Raw genomic sequence first — 22627 nt, forward strand, 5'->3', positions numbered from 1 at the left:
CGAGGCCCTTCCATCATGCGAAATGCATTCGTCCGTCGCACCTCCCGTTTGTTTCTCGGCTGCACACTGATCGCCGCAGGCGCCCTTCCCGCTCTCGCCAACGCTGCCTGGCAGCCGGACAAGAACGTCGAAATCGTCGTCGCGGGTGGTCCCGGCGGCGGCACTGACCAACTCGGTCGCCTGATCCAGTCGATCATCACCACCCACAAGTTTCTCGATGTGAATACCATCGTCCTGAACAAGGGCGGTGGCAATGGTGCCGAAGCCTTTCTCGACCTGAAAATGAACAAGGGCGACCCGGAAAAACTGGTGATCGGCACCAACAACATCTACCTGTTGCCGCTGGTGTCCAAGCTCGGTTACCAATGGCAGGAACTGACGCCCGTCGCCGCCGTGGCCGAAGATGACTTCATTCTCTGGAGTTACAAAGACGCCCCCTGGAAGGACGCTAAAGGCTTCTACGCCGCAGTCAAGGCCGACCCATCGAACCTGCGCATGGGCGGCAGTCAGTCCAAGGACGTCGACCAGACCCTGACTTTGCTGCTGAACCAGACCAACAACAGCAAACTGGTGTACATCCCGTTCAAGAGTGGCAGTGAAGCCGCGACCCAACTGGCCGGCAAACACATCGCCGCCAACGTCAACAATCCCAGCGAAAGCATCAGCCAATGGCGTGGCGACCAGGTCGAGCCGCTGTGTGTCTTCAGTAAAGAACGCATGAGCTACACCGAGAAAGTCGCCGGTGACAAATCCTGGGCCGACGTGCCGACCTGCCACGAAGAAGGCCTGGGCATCGATCAGTACCGCTTCCCGCGCACCGTGTTCATGCCGGGCGACGTCACTGCCGAACAGCGCGCGTTCTATGTTGAGCTGATGCGCAAAGTCACCGAGACGCCGGAGTTCAAGGCGTACGTGAAGCAGAACGCGCTGGTACCGACCTTCCTCGAAGGTGAGCCACTGACCGCCTACATTGAGAAGGACACCGCCCGCGTGACCCCGGTGTTTAAAGAAGCCGGCTGGCTGAAAAACTGAGTCGCCAACGGCCGTCCGCACGCGCACGGCCGTCATCTGCTGGAGGTGTTTTCATGTCCCAAAATTCGGATTCACCGGCGCTGGTCGGCACCCGCTGGGTCGAACTCGGCCTGACACTCTTCACCACGCTGATCGGCGTGGTGGTGATGTTCGGCAGCGTCGAACAAGGTATTGGCTGGGGCGATTCCGGCCCCGAGCCGGGTTACTTTCCCTTTTACATTGGCCTGCTGTTGAGCGCCGCCAGCGTGGGTAACGGCGTATTGACCGTAATTCGCTGGCAAGCCCTGAGCGTTTCATTCGTCAGCCGCAGCGCCTTCAAACAAGTGCTGTCGGTGTTCATCCCGATTGCGCTATTCGTCGCGGCCATGCCGTTCACCGGCATCTACGTGGCCTCGGCCTGTTTCATTGCCTGGTTCATGTGGCGTGACAAGGTCCGCGTCAAACCGTACGGCAAACTGATGATCGGCACAGTGTCGCTGGGCGCTGTACTTGCCAGCTACCTGATTTTCGCGCTGTGGTTCAAGGTCCCGCTGGATGCCGGCCCGATGGGCGACTGGATTGCCCTGGCCGGGAGAAATTTCAAATGAGCGAGTTCGATTCCCTGCTGCAAGGCATGAACCTGATCCTGACACCGGGCCACATCGGCCTGATGGTGATCGGCGTACTGCTGGGCATTCTGGTCGGTGTCTTGCCGGGCCTCGGCGCCCCCAATGGCGTGGCGTTGCTGCTGCCGCTGACGTTCACCATGTCGCCCGTGTCGGCGATCATCCTGTTGTCGTGCATGTATTGGGGAGCGCTGTTCGGCGGCTCGATCACCTCGATTCTGTTCAACATCCCCGGCGAACCCTCATCGGTGGCGACGACATTCGACGGCTACCCGATGGCTCGCGAAGGTCGCGCCGCCGAAGCCCTGACCGCCGCCTTCAGTTCGGCGCTGATCGGTGCCTTGGCCGGGGTGTTGTTGCTGACATTCCTGTCGACAAAAATCGCCGCGTTCGCCATGTCGTTCAGCTCACCGGAGTTCTTCGCGGTGTACTTGTTGGCGTTCTGCACCTTCATCGGCATGAGCAAGAACCCGCCGCTGAAAACCGTGGTCACGATGATGATCGGCTTCGCCATGGCGGCGGTCGGCATGGACACGGTTTCGGGCAACCTGCGCCTGACCTTCGACCAGCCGATCCTGATGACCGGCATCAGCTTCGAAGTGGCAGTGATTGGCCTGTTTGGCATCGGTGAAATCCTCTGCACGGTGGAGGAAGGCCTGGTGTTTCGTGGCGAACATGCGCGCATTACGCCAATGGTGATCCTGCGCACCTGGGCCAAGCTGCCGCGCTACTGGTGGACGATTGTGCGCAGCACACTGGTCGGTTGCTGGATGGGCATTACGCCCGGCGGCCCGACCGCCGCATCGTTCATGAGCTACAGCCTGGCACGGCGTTTTTCGAAGAACCGCGACAACTTCGGCAAAGGTGAACTCGAAGGCGTGATCGCCCCGGAAACCGCCGACCACGCGGCGGGTACCAGCGCCCTGCTGCCGATGCTGACCCTGGGCATTCCCGGCTCGGCCACGGCGGCGGTGATGCTCGGTGGCTTGATGATCTGGGGCCTGCACCCCGGGCCGACACTGTTTGTCGAGCAGCATGATTTCGTCTGGGGCCTGATCGCCAGCATGTACCTGGGCAACGTGGTCAGCCTGATCGTGGTGTTGGCCACCGTGCCGCTGTTTGCCTCGATCCTGCGGATTCCGTTCTCGATCATTGCGCCGATCATCATCATGGTGTGCGCCATCGGCGCCTACTCGGTACACAACTCGTTCTTCGACGTGGTGCTGATGCTGGGCTTCGGCGCGCTGGGTTATCTGTTCAAGAAGCTCGGCTATCCGATTGCGCCACTGGTTCTGGCCGCCGTATTGGGGGACAAGGCTGAAGATGCGTTCCGTCAGTCGATGCTGTTTTCCGATGGCCATTTGGGGATCTTCTGGTCCAACCCGCTGGTGGGCAGCCTGACCACGGCGGCGCTGCTGATGCTGTTCTGGCCGCTGATTTCCAAGGCGCTGGGCGGCCTGATGGGCCTGCGCAAATCCCACGTCGCCAAACCCAAATCGGTGCTGTGACACAGCAATGCTGGCAACGCCTGACATTTGTTGTCAGGCTTGCCGCAGACTTCCTTGCGAGCCACGGCCCATGACCCGAATTCCTGCTGCCAATGTGATCCACAGTCGACTGCGCCTGCGCCAACTGCGGTTGATGCTGGCATTGCAGGAATTCGGCTCGTTGCGCCGCGCCGCCGACCATATCGGCATGACTCAACCGGCTGCGACCAAGATGCTCCACGAAGCCGAGGACTTGCTCGGTGTCGAACTGTTCGAACGACTGCCACGGGGCATGCGCTCTACCGCGTTTGGGGAAACCGTTATCTATTACGCGCGCATGGTGTTTGCCGAACTCAGCGGCATGCGTGAGGAACTGGTGGCACTGGAATCCGGCAACCTGGGGCGAGTCGCGGTCGGTGCGATTCCGGCACTGGCGTCGGGGCTGTTGACTCGCACCATCGCCACGCTGAAACAAAGCCATCCCCGACTGTCCATGAGCATCCAGGTCGATACCAGCGACGTGTTGGTCCAGGCGCTTTTGCAGGATCAACTGGATATCGTGCTGGGGCGGATTCCGGCCGGTGCACGCGCCGAAGAGTTGCTGTTTGACAGCCTCGGTGAAGAAGCGTTGTGCGTGATCGCCGGCGCGAAAAACCCACTGGCGCAGGAAAAACAACTGAGCTGGGCGGAGCTGCAGCACATGACCTGGGTACTGCAACAGCATCCCAGCCCGATGCGCGCCATCATCAATCAGGTGTTTCACAACGCGCGGGTCGATATCCCCAGCAGCATCGTCGAAACCACGTCGATCATGACCTTGCTCTCCCTGGTCCAGCAAACCGACATGCTCGGCGTCACACCGGTGTCGGTGGTTGAGGATTATCCCGGTCGTGATCTGCTCGCCATACTGCCGATCAAGTTCGAAGCGCGGCTGCCACCCTACGGGCTCATCACCCGCCGCCATCGCATTCAATCATCGGCGATGCAGGCGTTCATGAATTCGGTACGGGCCGAGCATGCGCTGGCCAAATAAAAAGACCCGGAGCCAATGCTCCGGGCCTTTGGGTGTTTACGCTGTCTTACGGAAGACGAAGACCAAGCCGACGATGATCAGCAGCATGCCCAGCAGGCTCAACGCCGCCAGCCTGTTGCCGAAAATCAGATAGTCCATCACCGCCGTCACCGCCGGCACCAGGTAAAACAGACTGGTGACATTCACCAGATTGCCCCGCGCGATCAGGCGATACAGCAGCAACGTCGCCAGCACCGACACCACCAGCCCCATCCACAACACCGGCACGATAAAACCTGTGCTCTGTTCGAAATGAAACGGCTGGAACGGCACAAAGATCCCGCACAGCAACAGCCCCGCCAGGTACTGCACCGGCAAAGTGCCCAGAGGATTGTCAGTGATGCGCTTCTGCATGATCGAGCCGAACGTCATGCTCGCCAGCGCCAGCAAGCCGTAGAGCATGCCGGCCAGTGACATGCCGGCCAGACCGATGCCCTGATACACCACCATGATCAATCCGGTCAGGCCCAATGCCAGACCGAACATCCGGCTGATGGAGCGCTGACGCTCCATGATGACCACCGTCAGAATGGGCTGTACACCCATGATGGTCGCCATCACACCCGGCGTGACTTTCAGGTCCAGGGCCAGCAGATAGAAAATCTGATAAGCCCCCAGCAACACCATGCCCGTGGCCATCGCATACAGCATCGGCTTACCGCCCTTGGGCAACTTCAGCTTGAGCAACGGCACCAGCAACACCAGACCGCACAAGGCAATCACGAAGCGAAACAACAGAAAGGCAAACGGTGACGCGTGGGCCAGGCCCCATTTGGAGAAGATCGCCCCACTGCTCCACAGCAGGACGAACAGGCTCGTGGACGCCGCCGCGAGCGCGGTTTTTTTCGAAAGGACAAACATGAAAACCACCTGTAGTCAGGCAAAAAGCCAACTCAGCCGAAGCTGAAATTCAGTTGTTTTTTCTGGGGGCACAGGGGAACAGCAAAGAGACGCTGATCAGCCCGAAATGCCAACACCCGGCGGCGATACGACTGCACACACCGGTGTGTTACTGACAGGTGGGGGGTAATGACTGATCTGCACAGGCTGCTGATTCCCGCACGGCACCACGACAGCGTTGACCGCTGAATCGACTACCGCGTTGATGTGGGATGCAGGCATGGGCTGATCTTTTTTGATGAGGTTGACGGTGGGCTGGAAATCACCGTGCGCCGACTATAACCAGCGACTGACATAGATTGCAATGACCTGGACAAAGGGCCAGTAACGACAGCCATCGCTGTGCTGCTCACCCTGGGAGCCTGCTCGCCGGACGCCCTTGAAAAAGGCGAAAAAAAACCGCTCCAGGGAGCGGTTTTTCATTTCTTGACGGGGCTCACCCAAACAACCAATACCCCAACAACGTCAGCACCACCACCGCCAACACCGGCCGCAGCACGCGGTAGGCCTTGGGGTTGCGACGTTTCCACTTTTTGATCACGCCGCTGAACTTGTCGCTGGAATTCTTGCTCCAGGCATACGCCCGGTTAATCCCGCCGACGCGTTCATCATCAAGGTTTTGAGGTGCTGTGGCGCGACCGAGCTGACTGCTGATCCAGCGGTTAATGCGGGTCATGACGCGGTTGCTCAACGGACGTTCGATATCGCAGAAAAGGATCACCCGGGTTTTCTCGGTTTCGTTCTTGACCCAATGCACATAAGTCTCATCGAACATCACGTCTTCGCCATCGCGCCAGGCGTATACCTGGCCATCCACAAAGATGCGGCAATCATCGGAGTTGGGGGTCGACAGCCCCAGGTGATAACGCAAGGAACCGGCAAACGGATCACGGTGCGGATTGAGGTGACTGCCACCCGGCAACAGCGCGAACATTGCACCCTTGACGTTGGGAATGCTGCTGACCAACGCCACGGTTTTCGGGCACAGGGTTTCGGCCGATGGCAGTGGTTTGTCATACCACTTGAGGTAAAAACGCTTCCAGCCTTTCTTGAAAAACGAACCGAAACCGGCGTCGTTATTCTTCTCGGCAGCGCGAATGTAACCCTCGTCGAACAGGTGCATGGCCTCGTCGCGGATGACTTCCCAGTTGTCCTTGAGTACGTCAAGTTCCGGAAACTTGCTGCGGTCCAGATAGGGTTTGGATGGCACGCCGGAAAACAGGTACATCAAGGCGTTGTAGGGCGCAAACAAAGCCGAGTGGTTGACGAATTGACGCAAGACCGGCAGACGCGCCTTGCCACGCAAATGGACATAGAGCGTGCTGCAGAAAAATAGCAGCAACACCGACGTTTTCGCGGCAAACGAAAAACTCATCAACGACTCCTTGAGAATAGGCTCATTGCTCAACGCCTTTTACCCGACGTGGCAGTCGGCCATGATAAACATTCCCGACCTTGGGAAATACCCGCCCGTCGCAACATTCAGTATTAAAGATTGCGCAACAAAGCCCTTCTTAGCATAAGTTCCCTGAACGGAGGCTGACCTGAAGTCCTCTGTCCATTATCAATGGCTACTTAGCCGCAGCCGCTGTTACTGCTGATTCTCCTGCTCGGTAAACAGATCGCTGAACAGCATGCTCGACAGGTAGCGCTCACCGGAGTCCGGCAGGATCACCACGATGGTCTTGCCCTGCATTTCCGGGGTTTCCGCCAGACGGACAGCGACCGCCATGGCAGCGCCGCACGAGATACCGCACAAAATCCCTTCTTCCTGCATCAAGCGCAGGGCCATGGCCTTGGACTCGTCGTCAGTGGCCAGCTCCACCCGATCAACCATCGACAGGTCCAGGTTCTTCGGTACAAAACCGGCACCGATACCCTGAATCTTGTGTGGGCTCGGCTTGATTTCTTCACCGGCGATGGCCTGGCTTATCACGGGTGAAACAGCAGGCTCCACGGCCACCGAGATAATCGGTTTGCCCTGTGTATTCTTGATATACCGCGAAACACCGGTGATGGTTCCACCCGTTCCTACCCCAGCCACCAACACATCGACCGCGCCGTCGGTATCGTTCCAGATTTCCGGACCGGTGGTCTTTTCATGAATGGCCGGGTTGGCCGGGTTGTCGAACTGCGCCGGCATGAAGTACTTGGCCGGATCGCTGGCAACGATGTCGCCCGCTTTTTCAATCGCGCCTTTCATGCCCTTGGCCGGTTCGGTCAGCACCAGTTCGGCGCCGAGTGCCTTGAGCACTTTGCGCCGTTCGATACTCATGGACGCCGGCATGGTCAGCATCAGCTTGTAACCACGTGCTGCGGCAACAAATGCCAGGCCGATGCCGGTATTACCAGAGGTGGGTTCGACGATGGTCATGCCAGGCTTGAGTTTGCCGCTGCTCTCGGCATCCCAGATCATGTTCGCGCCAATCCGGCACTTGACCGAGTAACCGGGGTTGCGCCCTTCGATCTTGGCCAGGATGGTCACGCCGCGCGGGGCGATGCGGTTGATCTGCACCAAAGGCGTATTGCCGATGGAGTGGGCGTTGTCAGCGAAGATACGGCTCATGACTGGGTCCTTAGCTACAGCATGGAATTAGCGCATCAAGGTAAGCCTCTTGCCCTTGGGCGTCCAGTCAGGTCGAACGTCCGGCTGTCAGCGCAGTCAATGGTTTTACATCGCCAGAGATTTGCCACCATGAAACGTCGATACAGCTGGCCCCTGTGGATCTTCGTCGGCCTCGTTGTGCTCCTGATTGCCCTGCACATCGCCCTGCCCTACATGGTGCGCAACTACCTGAACGACAAACTGGCGAATATGGGTGACTACAGCGGGCAGATCACGGACGTAGACCTGGCCCTGTGGCGCGGCGCCTACAAAATCAACGGACTGAAAATCGTCAAAGTCGACGGCAAGGTCCCTGTGCCTTTCGTTAACGCACCTTTGATCGACCTCGCGGTCAGTTGGCACTCGCTCTGGTACGACCACGCGGTGGTGGCCCATGTGCAGTTCTTCAATCCCGAGGTGAACTTTGTCGATGGCGGTGCCAATAAGCAGAACTCTCAGACCGGTCAGGGCACCGACTGGCGCGCACAACTTGGCAAATTGTTACCCATAACCCTGGATGAGGTGCAGATCCACGACGGCAAGCTCAGTTTTCGAAACTTCAACTCCAAGCCACCGGTGAACATGAACGCCACGCAGGTCAACGCCAGCATCTATAACCTGACCAACGTGGTCGACACTAAAGGCAAGCGAGACGCCCGCTTCGACGGTAAAGCCCTGCTGCTGGGGCATGCGCCACTGGAAACCAGCGCAACGTTCGACCCATTGAGCAATTTCGAAGACTTCCAGTTTCGCCTGCGCGCCAAGGACATCGAACTCAAGCGCATGAACGATTTCGCCGCGGCCTACGGCAAATTCGATTTCAATGCGGGCCACGGTGATGTGGTCATTGAAGCGCAAGCCAAAAAAGCCCAATTGACGGGCTATATCAAACCATTGCTCAAAGACGTCGACGTGTTCAACTGGCAACAGGACGTGGAAAACAAGGACAAAGGGATCTTCCGGTCCATCTGGGAGGCCATCGTCGGCGGCTCCGAAACCGTGTTGAAAAACCAGGGCAAAAACCAGTTTGCAACCCGAGTGGAACTGCGCGGCAATGTGCATCGGCAGGATATCAGCGCGTTTCAGGCGTTTTTGCAGATTTTACGCAATGGTTTCATCCAGGCATTCAATGCGCGCTATGAGCAGCCGAAGCCGGAAGCGGGCTAAGGTTTGCGTGTGACGGTATAGCGCCCCGTTATTTCTGCGGCCCGTGTAGACGTTGATTGCTGTTGCAAGAAATCCCATCCCAGACAGGCCAAGGCTAACGATCGTGGCACCGCTTCACGGCCACTACTATATCGGGTGATGCTCCGCGCACTCACCCCAAGCGCCTCCGCTGCCTGATTGAGTGACAAACCGGTGCGAGCGCGCCATTCAATGAACGTTCGCGTGTTTTCATCGGGAGAGTTTTGAGCGAGCGCATCCAGATACAACGTATCAGCCCCTATCTGAATGTCCAGGTCAGGCCACTCGACGCTCCAGCCATCATCGCCCAACGCGGCGCCTTCAAACGCATCCTGCGCCTGCAATGGCTGCAACCCTGGATAGGCTTGCAGGTCACGGCTCAAATCGAGTGTGAGTTGTTGGCCATCGATAAAGGTCAGCGCCAGACGGTTTTCCGGCAATGCCTGAACGGCCAACAGCCGCGGTCGCTTCATGGGTAACATCGTTTCCAATCCTCCAATAACGGCACTTGATGGGCGCTGACCCACTCGAGCGCTTCCTTGATTATCAGCGGCGGTGCCTTGCCCACCATGACTTCTACGGTTTCAAGGCTGAGCATTACATCCAGCCCACCCCCTGTCAGGTGGACATGGGGGTGGCGGATGATCCTTCTCGCGCAACTGAATACGGTACGTGTCGCGAAATCGATATTTAGTAGACATGCCCCGCAAGCTATCGCCAAAATGGCGATAGCTCAATACTGGCCAGCAGCCGAGACTGAGTCAATATGTGACGTGCCATTCAGAGACTGAATAAGTCGTCTGCGTTCACAGTCGACCGGACAGCGCGGTATAGTCGGGCATCACAATTATTGCGTCCCGGCCTGCATTACTCAGGTCGGCGTCACCGTTCGAGGATTAGCAGATGAAGTTCGAAGGCACCCAGGCCTACGTCGCCACCGATGACCTGAAGCTGGCGGTCAACGCCGCCATTACCCTGGAACGTCCACTGCTGGTCAAGGGCGAGCCAGGTACAGGCAAAACCATGCTGGCCGAGCAATTGGCCGAGTCGCTTGGCGCCAAGTTGATCACCTGGCACATCAAGTCCACCACCAAGGCGCATCAGGGCCTGTACGAGTACGACGCGGTCAGCCGCCTGCGCGACTCGCAACTGGGCACGGAAAAGGTCCATGACGTTCGCAACTACCTGAAAAAGGGCAAGCTCTGGGAAGCCTTCGAATCCGAAGAGCGGGTGATTCTGCTGATCGACGAAATCGACAAGGCTGACATCGAATTCCCGAACGACCTGCTGCAAGAACTCGACAAGATGGAGTTCTACGTTTACGAGATCGACGAGACCATCAAGGCCAAGAAGCGCCCGATCATCATCATTACCTCCAACAACGAGAAAGAGCTGCCGGACGCCTTCCTGCGTCGCTGCTTCTTCCACTACATCGCCTTCCCGGACCGCACCACGATGCAAAAGATCGTCGACGTGCACTACCCGGACATCAAGAAAGACTTGGTCAGCGAAGCGCTGGACGTGTTCTTCGACGTGCGCAAAGTGCCGGGGCTGAAGAAGAAGCCATCGACGTCCGAACTGGTGGACTGGCTCAAGCTGCTGATGGCCGACAACATCGGCGAAGCGGTACTGCGCGAACGCGATCCGACCAAAGCCATCCCGCCGCTGGCCGGCGCGCTGGTCAAGAACGAACAGGACGTGCAACTGCTTGAACGCCTGGCGTTCATGAGCCGTCGCGGCACCCGCTAAGAGGCTGATGCCATGTTGCTCAACCTGTTCAATGAAATGCGTGCCGCCAAAGTGCCGGTTTCGGTGCGCGAGCTGCTGGACCTGATCAACGCGCTGAAACAGCGCGTGACCTTCGCCGACATGGACGAGTTCTATTACTTGTCCCGGGCGATTCTGGTGAAGGACGAAAAGCATTTCGACAAGTTCGACCGGGCGTTCGGGGCTTACTTCAATGGCCTGGAAAAACTCGACGATCACCTTCAGGCACTGATTCCCGAAGACTGGTTGCGCAAGGAATTCGAACGTTCGCTGACCGACGAAGAGCGGGCGGCGATCCAGTCCCTCGGCGGCCTGGACAAACTGATCGAAGAGTTCAAGAAGCGCCTCGAAGAGCAGAAAGAACGCCATGCCGGTGGCAACAAGTGGATCGGCACCGGGGGCACCAGCCCGTTCGGCTCCGGTGGCTTCAACCCGGAAGGCATTCGGGTCGGCGATGCCGGCAAACGCCAGGGCAAGGCGGTCAAGGTCTGGGATCAGCGCGAGTACAAGAACCTCGACGATTCTGTCGAGCTGGGCACGCGCAACATCAAGGTTGCCCTGCGCCGCTTGCGCAAATTTGCGCGTCAGGGTGCAGCAGAAGAACTCGATATCGACGGCACCATCGACCACACCGCCAAGGATGCAGGGCTGCTGAATATCCAGATGCGGCCGGAGCGGCGCAACACCGTCAAGTTGTTGCTGCTGTTCGACATCGGCGGCTCGATGGACGCCCACGTAAAGATCTGCGAGGAGCTGTTTTCGGCCTGCAAGACCGAGTTCAAGCACCTGGAGTACTTCTACTTCCACAACTTCATTTATGAATCAGTGTGGAAGAACAATATGCGTCGCACCTCCGAACGCACATCGACCCAGGACTTGCTGCACAAGTACGGCGCCGACTACAAAGTGATCTTCATCGGTGATGCCGCCATGGCGCCTTATGAAATCACCCAGGCCGGCGGCAGCGTCGAGCACTGGAACGAAGAAGCCGGTTATGTGTGGATGCAGCGGTTCAAGGAGAAGTACAAGAAACTCATCTGGATCAACCCGTATCCGAAAGATACGTGGGGCTATACGTCGTCGACCAACATTGTGCGGGACTTGATTGACGACCAGATGTATCCGCTGACCCTTCGTGGGTTGGAAGAAGGGATGCGGTTTCTTTCCAAGTAATCTTCGCTGTCCGTTCGGGCCTCATCGCTGGCAAGCCAGGCTCCTACAGGGATTTAAGTGGTTCACATGTTTTGTGAGCGACCTCAATCCCTGTAGGAGCCTGGCTTGCCAGCGATGCTTTTAGCGTTTTGAAAACCGCCGCAAATACTCGACCTGCTCCCGATGCGCCACATCCTGCACCACCGGCCGCAGTCGCACCTTCGCTCCCGGCAGGCACTGCGCCAATCGTGCCAGCGCCAACGGCGTCAACGCGCCCAATCGTGGATACCCGCCAATGGTCTGCCGATCATTGAGCAACACAATCGGCTGCCCATCCGGTGGCACCTGCACCGCGCCGAGCGGGATGCCCTCGGAGATCATTGGTTTGCCCTGGTACTGCAACGCCATACCCAACAGGCGAATGCCCATCCGGTCGGCGCGGCTGTCGAGGGTCCAGGCGTTGTTGAACGCGTCGAACAGACTCTGCCCGCTGAACTCGCCGATCTGTGCGCCCAGCACCAGATCCAGCGGCGAATCGTTGGTGAGGTCCGGTCGATGCTCCTCCGGCAATTCTCGCAGCAGTAGCAATGCACTCCCGGAGTAACTCAATTGCGAACCTTTGGCCAAGGCCCGACCCATCCCATCCAGGCCGCCAAGTTCCTCACGGACCACCGTCGAACGGCTGCCCAGTACGTTTGGCGCATCAAACCCACCGGGTGCCGCAAGATAAGCCCGAGCCCCGAGCAGCGGCTGGGTGAAGTGCAATCGCTGGCCCTTTTGCAGCCTGAAACTGCGCCACGGCGCCAGTGCCTCGCCCTGCACCTGTGCCCCCAGATCCGCCCCGACCAGTGCCAGCACGCAATCCTCTTCGGCCACCACCGTGAACCCGCCGAGGGTGATTTCGATCACCGGCGCGTTCAGGTCATTGCCCAGCAGCCAGTTGGCCCAGGACATCGATCGCCAATCCAGCCCGCCCCCCTGGGTCACGCCCAAGTGCCGCACGCCAAAACGACCGGCGTCCTGCAACAGGCACAGCGGCGTACTCGCTTCAATGGATAAGCGGCTCATGCCTGCGCCTCCAATGGCGTATCGTCACCGCCCAGATTGATGAATTCGGCATGGTCGACCGCTTCGAAGCGCACGGTGTCTCCCGGTTGCATCAGGCTGTAGCCGTCGCGCTCACGGTCGAACAGTTTGGCCGGGGTGCGCCCGATCAGGTTCCAGCCTCCGGGCGAAACCACCGGATAAGCCGCCGTTTGCCGCTCGGCAATCCCGACACTGCCCGCCGCCACCTTCTTGCGGGGCGTATTCAGACGTGGAGCCGCCAGCACTTCTTCTACCAGCCCCATGAATGCGAAACCTGGCGCAAAGCCTAGCGCGAACACCTGATATTCACGCTCGATGTGGCGGCGGATGACGTCGCCCACCGCCAGCCCACTGCGCCTGGACAACAGGCTCAGTTCCGGGCCGACGCTCAGGTCGTACCAGACCGGCAACACATGGCATTTGCCACGGCTACGGGCGTTGGGCGACAAATCGATCAAGGCTTCGGCAATCAGTTCCCGAGCCTGAGCCGGGGTTAATGCCAGCAGATCGTAATGCACCATCAGCGTCGTATAAGACGGCACCAGGTCAATCAGTTGCTTGCCAAAGGCTTCGCGCAAGCGCTCGCTGGCGGCGAGCATCCACGGCATGTTGGCCTCGTTGATCTCGTCGAACAGACGCAGCATCAGGCAATCCAGCGCCACCACTTCCACGCGCGGTTTCATGGTGCGCTCTGCTCATCGAGGGCTTGGCGAATCCGGCGCACGGCAGCCACGGAACTGGCGTTGTCGCCGTGCACACAGAGGGTGTTGGCCTGCAAGTGCAAGGCACTGCCGTCGCTGGCGACAAGGTGATCGCCACGGGCAATGGTCAGCGCCTGCTCTATGATTTTTTCCGGGTCGTGATGCACCGCCCCCGGCAGTTGTCGAGAGACCAGCATCCCCGCGCTGTCGTAGGCACGGTCGGCAAAGGCTTCGAACCACAAGGTCACGCCATATTCATCGCCCAGTTGTTGCGCGGCGCTGTTGTCGCGGGTGGCCATCAACATCAGCGGCAACGTCCGGTCATAAGACGCCACGGCCTGAAGCACCGCGCGCAATTGTGCCGGGTTGGCCATCATGTCGTTGTACATCGCGCCGTGAGGTTTGACGTAGCTGACACGTGCGCCCTGAGCCCGGCAGATGCCGTCGAGAGCGCCGATCTGGTAGTGCAGAATGTCTTGCAGTTCCTGGGGGGTGTAGGCCATGGAGCGACGGCCGAAACCGACCAGGTCTTGATAGGCCGGGTGTGCGCCAATCTGTACGCCATTGCCAAGGGCCAGGCTGACGGTCTTGCGCATGATGCTCGGGTCGCCGGCGTGGAAACCGCAGGCGATATTGGCGCAATCAATGAAGGGCATGACCTCGGCGTCCAGACCCATGGTCCAGTTGCCGAAACTCTCGCCGATGTCGCAGTTCAATAGCAGGCGGCTCACGGTGAACACTCCTGTAGGCATTGTTCTTTTCAGATGCAGGCAGATTACTGCGCATCCAGTTGTTTGCCACGGGTTTCCGGCAGGCTCAGCGCTGCAAGGATCACCACCCCATAGGACACTGCCGCAAAAGCCCCGATGCCCACGCTCAGCGGCACACGCTGGCTAAGCAAACCAATCAGCAGCGGGAACAATGCCGCCAATGCGCGGCCAATGTTGTAGCAAAAACCCTGGCCCGAACCGCGAATCCGCGTCGGAAACAACTCGGTCAAAAACGCGCCCATGCCGCTGAAAATCCCCGAAGCGAAGAAGCCCAGCGGGAAGCCCAGCCAGAGCATCACAGCGTTGCTGACCGGCAGTTGGGTGTAGAGCAAAACGATGGTGAACGAGCCGACCGCGAACAGGATGAAGTTCTTCTTGCGCCCCAGGAGGTCGGTCAAATACGCGCTGATAACGTAACCGACGTAGGAACCGACAATCACCATCGCCAGATAACCGCCTGTGCCGAGTACGCTCAAGCCCCGCTCGTTCTTCAGAAACGTCGGCAACCATGAGGTGATCGCGTAGTAACCGCCCAGTGCGCCCGTGGTCAGCACCGAAGCACGAATCGTGGTGAACAGAATGCCGGGGGCAAAAATCTCGTAGAACTTCGCCGGGTTGCTCGGTTCCTGTCTGGCTTTGGCTTCACGATAGATTTCCGGGTCTTTGACCAGACGACGAACGAAGATCACGAAAATCGCCGGCACAATGCCGAGAATAAACAGGGCGCGCCAGGCGTCTTCCGGCGGCAACACTGAGAACAGCAGCGCATAGAGAATCGCCGTCAACCCCCACCCCAACGCCCAACCCGATTGCACCATGCCCACGGCTTTGCCCCGGTCCTTGGCGCGAATCACTTCGCCCATCAGTACGGCGCCGGCGGTCCATTCACCCCCAAAACCGAATCCCATCAGGGTGCGACTGATCAACAGTTGTTCATAGTTTTGCGCGAAGCCACAGAGGAAGGTGAAGAAGGCGAACCACAGCACCGTCAGTTGCAAGGTGCGCACACGACCGATGCGGTCAGAGAGAATCCCCGCCACCCAACCGCCGATGGCCGAGGCGATCAGGGTGCTGGTGTGAATCAGCCCGGCCTCGCCGGTGGTAATGCCCCACATTGCAATCAGGGTCGGCACCACGAAGCTGAGCATCTGGGTGTCCATGCCGTCCAGGCCGTAACCGATCTTGCAACTCCAGAAGGTGCGACGCTCCTGCTGATTGATGTTGCGGTACCAGTCGAAAGGTCCCGGGCGGGCCTTGGCATTGGGGATGTCGAGCGTGTCGGGCGCACTCATGGCAACTCTCCGTGCAAATTTTATTGGTATTGTTCTAAGCCCCGACGACGCCTATCGTGGGAACCGGATACGTCGATTTTTGGCGCGTGGCCCTGCTGCGTCCAACTAATAAAAACCCGGTTTAGGCATAAGAAAAAGTTGATCCCATGAACCTGAAGTTTCTCGAGACCTTTGTCTGGGTCGCTCGACTCAAAAGTTTTCGTCTGACCGCCGACAAACTCTTCACCACCCAGGCCTCGATTTCCAGCCGAATTGCGGTGCTTGAAGGTGAACTGGGGGTGAAGCTGTTTTTGCGCGATTCCCGCGGCGTCAGCCTGACGCCTGAAGGCTTGAAAGTGCTCGACTATGCCGAGCAGATGATGGACACCATGCAGGCACTCAAACAATCGATCGAGACCCGATCGAGCAAGGTCGGACGGGTGCGGATCGGCGTCATGGACACGGTAATCCACACCTGGCTGAGCCCGCTGGTGGCGCAGATGACGGATCTCTATCCGTTGGTGGAAATCGAACTGGTGGCCGATACCTCGCTCAACCTCTGCGATCAGCTGCAAAAAGGCTTTCTCGATCTGATCCTGCAAACCGACCTGATGCGTCAGGAAAGCGTGCGCAGCCTGGAGCTGGCCAGCCATCCCATGGGTTGGATCGCGGCGAGTAATTCGCTCTACAACCGCGAATATTCGGGCATCGCCGATCTGGCGCGCGAGCGGATCATTACCTACTCGAAAAACTCCCATCCACACCAGGAAGTGCTGGCCCTGATGCAGGCCAATGGCGTAATGGCCCCGCGCCTCAACTGCGTGAATTCGGTGTCGGCGATAACCCGCTTGTTGCGTGATGGTTTTGGCATTGGCGCGCTGCCGCCGGTGCTGGTGGCCGAGGAATTGGCGCGCGGGGAATTGACGCTGTTGGCCATTGATCAACGACCGCCGGATTTACAGGTGGTGGTGTCGTGGCGCACAGGCGTTGAGTGGGTCGAGGAGATTGTGGCGTTGTGTCAGCAGGTGCTGAAACGGTATGCGCAGGAGATGGGCGAGGATTACATCGTTCTGGCGCGCCAACCTATGTAGCAGCTGGCGTAGCCTGCGTCCGGTTGCGCAGCAGTCGTAAAATCAGCCTCCGTGGTGTTTCAGGTAAATCCCGGTCGCTGGATTGACGACTGCTGCGCAGCCGGACGCAGGCTGCGCCAGCTGCTACAGGGGGCCGATTCGGCCTAGAGGCCGCGCACATCGCGGTCTTCAATCGGTCGGCTCTGGCGCAGGCGTTTGCCGCCCAGCACCACCCAGTCGATCAGGCGGAACAGGCATTCAATCCCGAACGACAGCAACAACGCGCCGCTCATCCCCCAGATCATCGCTTCGGGCGTCAGCAGGATCTGATAGCTGTAGCCGTTCCAGGTTTCCTTGCGAATATCCGGGTCAGCCGCCAGTACCACCTGCAGGAAGCGGATGTACCACGGGCCTTGCATGGCCTGGAATTGTTTATCCAACGCCAGCTGACGGGTCAGCAGGTTGCTCAGGCTGTCGGCATCGCTGCGAAAGATCGGGTCTTCGCTGGCGCGGTAATGGGCGACCAGTGCCTGCATATCCCCCTTGAAGAACTGATTGGCGGTGCCCTGAAAACCGCTCAAGCCTGTTTGCGCCTCTATCAGATGCGCCTCGACCCGCTTGGCGTAATCATTGATAAACCCCGGCACCTGAACACCGACCAACAGACCCGCCGCAAACAACACCAGGCGTAGATAACTGAGCAACATCGGGGAGATCCTTATTCGGTCTTGCCCTGGCTGACGCATTCGCCGCGTCGCCAAAGGCTCCATTGGCCCGGTTCGTAGCGGGTCCAGGTTTCGTTTTCGGTCAGGGGTTCGGTGGCAATCACCGTGACCACGTCGTTGGGCGTGGTTTCGGCCTGGAAGTCGACAATCACATCGACATCCTTCAAGCGCGCAGGGCCGAAAGGTGCCCGACGAGTGATCTGGGCCAATTTGGTCGAGCAATAGCAGAACAGCCAGTCGCCGTCGCTGAGCAGGCAGTTGAACACGCCTTTGCTGCGGTATTCGGCGCAGGCCGCCACCAGGTCGGGTAGTAATTCTTCAACCTCGACCGGTTCCGGGAAGGCTGCGCGCACACGGTTGAGCAAATCGCAGAATGCCGCTTCGCTGTCGGTGTCGCCGACGGGGCGGTAGAAACTGGCGGTCGGTTGAAAGTCAGCGAGTTGGCCGTTGTGCGCGAAACACCAGTTACGCCCCCACAGTTCGCGCACGAACGGGTGGGTATTGGACAGGCAGACCTTGCCGACATTGGCCTGGCGGATATGCCCGATCACCACTTCACTTTTGATCGGATAACGCTGCACCAGGTTCGCCACCTCAGACTCGCAGCTGGCAGCCGGGTCCTGAAACAGGCGCAGGCCGCGCCCCTCATAGAACGCGATCCCCCAGCCATCGCGGTGCGGCCCGGTACGGCCGCCGCGCTGCATCAGCCCGGTGAAGCTGAACACGATATCGGTCGGCACATTGGCGCTCATGCCCAATAACTCACACATGCTCGGGTTCTCGATGAAAAGGCAGGGGCAAGGTTACAAACGTGGCTCGACCCGCAATCGCTGAGGATTGCTCGGGACCGGCGGTCGGCCGTAACGATCATCGCCGGCACCGCCGAAGGGATGATCATCGTCAGGGTCTTCTGCCTTGGCAGCAGCCTTGGCGGCAGCCGCCTGTTCCTTGCGAGCGTTGGAAGCGCGCTCGATCGGGAAGCGGATCGCCACCATCACCAAGTAAAGTCCGAAGGCGATCATGCCGTACATGAACAGATCGGAAATTGCCCGCCAGGCGTTGTTGCCGACCTTGAATAGCAGGTCGAGCGCCGTGATGGCGATGGCCGGTGCGACTTTGTCCTTCACCGGGTCGATGATCGTCGGGCTAAACAGCAACACCGCCACCAGCAGCCGCAACGGCTCGCGCAGCCAACGCCACATCCAGCGGGTCAATCGCATCCACACCAACAGGCAGCCCAAAGCGGCGAAGGCGTAGAGGCCCCAAGCGATCAGATAGTCGTTCTCGGTCATGGTGTCCATGGCAAGGCAGGCAAAGAGGCGCTTATAGTAACGACTTTTCGCACATCAGGCTTGCCCGCTGTCTGCGACCCGCCAATTTCGTACAACGTTCGAGAGTCTTTCATGCCCCTATCCGCCAACGTTTCCGACGCGCCCATTGCCCACAAGGCGGAAGGCGATGACCCGTATGCCTGGCTACAGGAGCGCGACACCAACGCGGTGCTCGACTACCTCAAGGCTGAAAACAGCTATCAAGAGGCACAAACCGCCGATCAGGCCGGCCTGCGCGAGACCCTGTTCGAAGAGATCAAGGGGCGGATTCTCGAAACCGATTTGTCGCTGCCCTCCCCTTGGGGGCCGTACCTGTATTACACGCGCACCACGGCCGGTGACGAATATGCCCGGCACTACCGCTGCCCGCGCCCGGCCGATGACAGCCTGCAACTCGACGAAAGCCAGGAACAGCTGCTACTGGACCCGAACGAATTGGCCAACGGTGGCTTCTTTTCCCTGGGGGCGTTCAGCATCAGCCCGGACCACCAGCGCCTGGCCTACAGCATCGACTCCACGGGTGATGAGATTTACACCCTGTTCGTGAAGGAATTGTCGGACGGTCGCGTCAGTGAACTGGAGTTCCAGGACTGCGACGGCAGCATGACGTGGGCCAACGACAGCCTGACGCTGTTTTTTGGCGAGCTGGACGACACCCATCGCCCGCACAAACTGTTCCGTTATCGGCTGGACGGCACGGCGGCCGAAGAAGTGTTCCACGAGCCGGACGGCCGATTCTTCATGCATTGCTACCGTTCAAGCTCCGAGCTGCAACTGCTGCTGTCCCTGGGCAGCAAGACCACCAGTGAAGTCTGGGCGCTGGACGCCTCCCTGCCGCATCAGGCCTTCACCTGTCTGGCGCCACGGGTTGAGGACCATGAGTACGACGTCGACCACGGCGCCCTCGATGGCCAATGGGCCTGGTTCATTCGTACCAACCGCGACGGCATCAACTTCGCGTTGTACAGCACCGTCGATACCGGCGTGGCGCCCACCGAGGCCGAATGGCAAAACCTGATCCCCCACAGCGACACGGTGATGATCGACGGCATGAGCCTGAACACTGGCGCCATGACCCTGAGCCTGCGCGAAGGTGGCTTGCCGATCATCGAAGTCCACCCACAAGGCCAGTCGCCTTATCGCGTGCAATTGCCGGACGCGGCCTACAGCCTGCACGTACAGAACAGCCTGGAGTTCGCCAGCGACAGGATCCGCCTGCGCTACGAGGCATTGAACCGTCCGGCGCAAATCCGTCAGCTCGTACTGGCGAGCGGCGAGCAAAAAGTCCTCAAGGAAACGCCGGTACTCGGCCCGTTCGACGCCGATGCCTACGTCAGTCAGCGCCTGTGGGCAACGGCACCGGACGGTACGCAGGTGCCTATCAGCCTGGTGGTCAAGCGCGAGCACCTCGGCAAACCGGTGCCGCTGTATCTGTATGGCTACGGCGCTTATGGCGAAAGCCTCGACCCGTGGTTCTCCCACGCTCGCCTGAGCCTGCTGGATCGCGGCATGGCCTTCGCCATCGCGCACGTGCGTGGCGGTGGCGAATTGGGTGAGGCCTGGTATCGGGCCGGTAAACAGGAACACAAGCACAACACGTTCAGCGACTTCATTGCCTGTGCAGAGCATTTGATTGCCAACGGTTTCACCAGCGCAAAACAATTGGCGATCAGCGGCGGCAGCGCCGGTGGCTTGCTGATTGGCGCCGTGCTCAATCAACGGCCGCAATTGTTCGGCGCGGCGATTGCCGAAGTGCCGTTCGTCGACGTGCTCAACACCATGCTCGACCCCGACCTGCCACTGACCGTCACGGAATACGACGAGTGGGGCAATCCTGAAGAGCCGGACGTTTATGATCGGATCAAGGCCTACGCCCCGTACGAAAACGTCACCGCACAAGCCTACCCGGCAACGCTGGTGATTGCCGGCTACAACGACAGCCGCGTGCAGTACTGGGAAGCGGCCAAGTGGGTGGCTAAATTGCGTGCGACCAAAACCGACGCGAACCCTCTGCTGCTCAAGACCGAATTGGGCGCCGGACATGGCGGAATGAGCGGTCGTTACCAGGGATTGCGTGACGTAGCGCTCGAATATGCATTTTTGTTCAAGGTATTGGGTATTGCCTGAGGAACTTGGCCCGGTGTGTCGGTCTTAAGACCAGACACTTGGCCCCAAGGCGCACACATCCCCTGTAGGAATCGTCGCACCGCCGGCTCCTAGAAGGGGTTGGGGATCTCCCGAAAACCGGAATCAGACACAAGAAAAAAGACCGTGACGACATGTCAGAACCGACCTTACTGAACAACGAAATTCGCGACTGGCTGATGGATTGCGGCCTGTTCGATCAATTGCTGCCCGCAGACTTCGCGGCCGCCTCGGGCTATTTCAGCATCAGCACGGTGGCGCAAGGTGAGGAAATCTTCCACGAGGGCGATGCCGGCAGCTTCATGTGCATCATTCACACCGGCCAGGTGGCGGTGCAAAAAACCAATGGTGACGGGCAACTGGTGACCATGGCTACATTGCGCAGCGGCCGCTCGTTCGGCGAGATGGCGGTGCTGGACGGTGAACGACGCTCCGCCAGTTGCGTGGCCGCCAGTCACTGCCAACTGCTGAACCTGGGCAAGGACTCGCTGGAAAAGATGATCAACGACGCACCGAAAATCGCCGCCAAGATCATCCGCGCCCTCGCCGTCTCCCTCTCCAAACGCCTGCGCATGGCGGATGGACAACTGCTTTCGCAACAGGTTTAGCCGCCCGGCGATTTGGCTTTCGTCGGGGTGGGCTCGATCCCCGGCACAGGCTGGTCCTTGGTCGGCGGGCTCGGCATTTCAATCGGCACCAATGGCGGACCACTGCTGCCCGGCCCCGTTTTTGGCAAGGAAGGCGCGGTGATTTGCGGGTACGGCGTCGGCGTCGCGGTGCCGGGCGAACCGGGCATGGTTGGGGGGCTGACGGGGATGGATTGCAACTGTTGCGCCTGCACTGCAGTAATCGAGAGCGCGGCCAGAGCAATGGCCGTTAGAATGGTGCGCTTCATCAATGGCTCCGTTGGCGATTTCGTCACATTCAGGCTACTCCCAACTGCGCCCGTTTGCCCTCCCAGTTTATGCAAGACTTTCTCAAGAGAGCCCCATGAAACGTTTCGTCCTGCTCGACACCACGCCCATTCCTGAAAACGGCGGTGCCCTGTGCCTGTTCGAATACGGTGAGGACTTCGTCATCAAGATCCAGGGTGGCGACGGCGGGCAGTTGATGAACACGCGCATGCACGGCTCCGAGGATGCACTGGCCGAGATCCCCTGCCGCAAAGTGGCCGGCCGGCCGAATTCGCGCGTGCTGATCGGCGGCCTGGGCATGGGCTTCACCCTCGCCTCGGCGCTCAAGCATTTGGGCAAAAGCGCGCAAGTGGTGGTCGCCGAGCTGGTGCCGGGCGTCGTGGAGTGGAACCGTGGGCCGCTGGGCGAAAAAGCCGGCAACCCGTTGCTCGACCCGCGTACCGTCATCCGCATGGAAGATGTCGCCCACGTCCTGCAAGCCGAACCACAAGGGTTCGACGCGATCATGCTCGATGTCGACAACGGCCCCGAAGGCCTGACCCAGAAGGCCAACAGCTGGCTCTACTCCGCCGGCGGCCTCAGCGCTTGCGCCAAGGCCCTGCGGCCCAAGGGCGTATTGGCGGTGTGGTCGGCGAGTGCAGACCGACAGTTTTCCGACAAATTGAAAAAGGCCGGTTTCAAGGCCGAGGAAGTCCAGGTCTTCGCCCACGGCAACAAGGGCACACGCCACACCATCTGGATTGCCGAGAAGCTCAAGGGCTGAGCTAAACTCTGAACATAACCGTCATTAGTCTTTTACAAAGGTGAAC

Annotated in this window: 23 protein-coding genes and 1 pseudogene; 11 read left to right on the top strand and 13 right to left on the bottom strand. The window is 59.4% G+C overall.

Going from position 1 to position 22627, the window contains the following annotated elements:
* Positions 1 to 15: 15 nt before the first annotated feature.
* From BMS17_RS07455 to BMS17_RS07470, 4 genes are all read left to right on the top strand, one after another.
* Positions 16 to 1032: a tripartite tricarboxylate transporter substrate binding protein gene (locus tag BMS17_RS07455; RefSeq protein ID WP_046033316.1), complete on the top strand. Its 1017-nt coding sequence runs from the start codon at positions 16 to 18 to the stop codon at positions 1030 to 1032.
* A 53-nt stretch (positions 1033 to 1085) separates the two neighbouring features.
* Positions 1086 to 1619 carry a tripartite tricarboxylate transporter TctB family protein gene (locus tag BMS17_RS07460; RefSeq protein WP_077430703.1) on the top strand — a complete coding sequence of 178 codons (534 nt, stop codon included), beginning with the start codon at positions 1086 to 1088 and terminating at the stop codon, positions 1617 to 1619.
* Entirely contained in the window at positions 1616 to 3145 is a 1530-nt protein-coding gene (locus BMS17_RS07465) for a tripartite tricarboxylate transporter permease (RefSeq protein WP_077430704.1), read from the top strand. Before BMS17_RS07460 ends, BMS17_RS07465 begins: the two co-directional genes overlap by 4 nt.
* A gap of 70 nt (positions 3146 to 3215) precedes the next feature.
* The gene (locus BMS17_RS07470; RefSeq protein WP_046033313.1) at positions 3216 to 4157 is read left to right on the top strand and encodes a LysR family transcriptional regulator; all 942 of its coding nucleotides are present in this window, start codon (positions 3216 to 3218) and stop codon (positions 4155 to 4157) included.
* A gap of 36 nt (positions 4158 to 4193) precedes the next feature.
* Here the strand turns inward: BMS17_RS07470 and BMS17_RS07475 are convergent, their stop codons facing one another.
* The 3 genes from BMS17_RS07475 to cysK all read right to left on the bottom strand — a co-directional run bounded on the left by BMS17_RS07475 (position 4194) and on the right by cysK (position 7662).
* A complete protein-coding gene (locus tag BMS17_RS07475; protein WP_046033312.1) occupies positions 4194 to 5057 on the bottom strand; it encodes a DMT family transporter in 864 nt (287 codons plus the stop codon).
* A gap of 475 nt (positions 5058 to 5532) precedes the next feature.
* Positions 5533 to 6471 (bottom strand): aspartyl/asparaginyl beta-hydroxylase domain-containing protein, encoded by a 939-nt coding sequence (locus BMS17_RS07480; protein ID WP_077430705.1) that lies wholly within the window; start codon positions 6469 to 6471, stop codon positions 5533 to 5535.
* Positions 6472 to 6687: 216 nt separating this feature from the next.
* Positions 6688 to 7662 (bottom strand): cysteine synthase A, encoded by a 975-nt coding sequence (gene cysK, locus BMS17_RS07485; protein ID WP_046033310.1) that lies wholly within the window; start codon positions 7660 to 7662, stop codon positions 6688 to 6690.
* 129 nt (positions 7663 to 7791) lie between these two features.
* Between cysK and BMS17_RS07490 the strand changes: the two genes are divergently transcribed.
* Positions 7792 to 8868 (top strand): DUF748 domain-containing protein, encoded by a 1077-nt coding sequence (locus BMS17_RS07490; protein WP_046033309.1) that lies wholly within the window; start codon positions 7792 to 7794, stop codon positions 8866 to 8868.
* On the opposite strand, the gene BMS17_RS07495 is transcribed toward BMS17_RS07490, so the two are convergent.
* Positions 8865 to 9368 (bottom strand): DUF2442 domain-containing protein, encoded by a 504-nt coding sequence (locus BMS17_RS07495; protein ID WP_077430706.1) that lies wholly within the window; start codon positions 9366 to 9368, stop codon positions 8865 to 8867. The genes BMS17_RS07490 and BMS17_RS07495 overlap by 4 nt on opposite strands.
* A pseudogene (locus tag BMS17_RS07500) lies at positions 9356 to 9587 on the bottom strand (DUF4160 domain-containing protein). The gene BMS17_RS07495 and the pseudogene BMS17_RS07500 overlap by 13 nt, the downstream one beginning before the upstream one ends.
* Positions 9588 to 9789: 202 nt before the next feature.
* Between BMS17_RS07500 and BMS17_RS07505 the strand changes: the two are divergent.
* Positions 9790 to 10635 (top strand): MoxR family ATPase, encoded by an 846-nt coding sequence (locus tag BMS17_RS07505; RefSeq protein WP_046033307.1) that lies wholly within the window; start codon positions 9790 to 9792, stop codon positions 10633 to 10635.
* Positions 10636 to 10647: 12 nt separating this feature from the next.
* Positions 10648 to 11826, top strand: a complete 1179-nt coding sequence (locus BMS17_RS07510; RefSeq protein WP_027925858.1) for a VWA domain-containing protein — start codon at positions 10648 to 10650, stop codon at positions 11824 to 11826.
* A gap of 120 nt (positions 11827 to 11946) precedes the next feature.
* Here the strand turns inward: BMS17_RS07510 and BMS17_RS07515 are convergent, their stop codons facing one another.
* Genes BMS17_RS07515 through BMS17_RS07530 form a run of 4 tightly spaced genes read right to left on the bottom strand, consistent with a single transcriptional unit; the run spans position 11947 to position 15654 of the window.
* A complete protein-coding gene (locus BMS17_RS07515) occupies positions 11947 to 12873 on the bottom strand; it encodes a biotin-dependent carboxyltransferase family protein (RefSeq protein ID WP_046033306.1) in 927 nt (308 codons plus the stop codon).
* Complete coding sequence (locus BMS17_RS07520) at positions 12870 to 13574, bottom strand: allophanate hydrolase subunit 1 (RefSeq protein ID WP_046033305.1); 705 nt, start codon at positions 13572 to 13574, stop codon at positions 12870 to 12872. Before BMS17_RS07520 ends, BMS17_RS07515 begins: the two co-directional genes overlap by 4 nt.
* Positions 13571 to 14323: a 5-oxoprolinase subunit PxpA gene (locus BMS17_RS07525; RefSeq protein ID WP_046033304.1), complete on the bottom strand. Its 753-nt coding sequence runs from the start codon at positions 14321 to 14323 to the stop codon at positions 13571 to 13573. The genes BMS17_RS07520 and BMS17_RS07525 overlap by 4 nt, the downstream gene beginning before the upstream one ends.
* Before the next feature lie 44 nt (positions 14324 to 14367).
* On the bottom strand, positions 14368 to 15654 hold the full coding sequence (locus BMS17_RS07530) for an MFS transporter (RefSeq protein ID WP_046033303.1): 1287 nt from the start codon (positions 15652 to 15654) through the stop codon (positions 14368 to 14370).
* 146 nt (positions 15655 to 15800) lie between these two features.
* On the opposite strand from BMS17_RS07530, the gene BMS17_RS07535 reads away from it, so the two are divergent.
* Positions 15801 to 16724 carry a LysR family transcriptional regulator gene (locus BMS17_RS07535; RefSeq protein WP_046033302.1) on the top strand — a complete coding sequence of 308 codons (924 nt, stop codon included), beginning with the start codon at positions 15801 to 15803 and terminating at the stop codon, positions 16722 to 16724.
* A gap of 143 nt (positions 16725 to 16867) precedes the next feature.
* Here the strand turns inward: BMS17_RS07535 and BMS17_RS07540 are convergent, their stop codons facing one another.
* Genes BMS17_RS07540 through BMS17_RS07550 form a run of 3 tightly spaced genes read right to left on the bottom strand, consistent with a single transcriptional unit; the run spans position 16868 to position 18729 of the window.
* Positions 16868 to 17410 (bottom strand): DUF2937 family protein, encoded by a 543-nt coding sequence (locus BMS17_RS07540; protein ID WP_077430707.1) that lies wholly within the window; start codon positions 17408 to 17410, stop codon positions 16868 to 16870.
* A gap of 11 nt (positions 17411 to 17421) precedes the next feature.
* Positions 17422 to 18198, bottom strand: coding sequence for a class II glutamine amidotransferase (locus BMS17_RS07545; RefSeq protein ID WP_034150022.1), 777 nt, complete (start codon positions 18196 to 18198; stop codon positions 17422 to 17424).
* A gap of 33 nt (positions 18199 to 18231) precedes the next feature.
* Positions 18232 to 18729, bottom strand: a complete 498-nt coding sequence (locus BMS17_RS07550; RefSeq protein WP_046033300.1) for a hypothetical protein — start codon at positions 18727 to 18729, stop codon at positions 18232 to 18234.
* Positions 18730 to 18831: 102 nt separating this feature from the next.
* Here BMS17_RS07550 and BMS17_RS07555 point away from each other — a divergent pair, with 102 nt between their 5' ends.
* Entirely contained in the window at positions 18832 to 20886 is a 2055-nt protein-coding gene (locus tag BMS17_RS07555) for a S9 family peptidase (protein ID WP_046033299.1), read from the top strand.
* Between the two features lie 152 nt (positions 20887 to 21038).
* Positions 21039 to 21512: a cyclic nucleotide-binding domain-containing protein gene (locus BMS17_RS07560; RefSeq protein WP_046033298.1), complete on the top strand. Its 474-nt coding sequence runs from the start codon at positions 21039 to 21041 to the stop codon at positions 21510 to 21512.
* Here BMS17_RS07560 and BMS17_RS07565 read toward each other — a convergent pair.
* Positions 21509 to 21799 carry a hypothetical protein gene (locus BMS17_RS07565; protein ID WP_046033297.1) on the bottom strand — a complete coding sequence of 97 codons (291 nt, stop codon included), beginning with the start codon at positions 21797 to 21799 and terminating at the stop codon, positions 21509 to 21511. The genes BMS17_RS07560 and BMS17_RS07565 overlap by 4 nt on opposite strands.
* Positions 21800 to 21894: 95 nt before the next feature.
* Between BMS17_RS07565 and BMS17_RS07570 the strand changes: the two genes are divergently transcribed.
* A complete protein-coding gene (locus BMS17_RS07570; RefSeq protein ID WP_046033296.1) occupies positions 21895 to 22581 on the top strand; it encodes a spermidine synthase in 687 nt (228 codons plus the stop codon).
* The last annotated feature ends 46 nt before the right edge of the window (positions 22582 to 22627 follow it).

It is taken from the genome of Pseudomonas sp. C9 (genome assembly GCF_002000165.1).
Taxonomy (GTDB): Bacteria; Pseudomonadota; Gammaproteobacteria; order Pseudomonadales; family Pseudomonadaceae; genus Aquipseudomonas.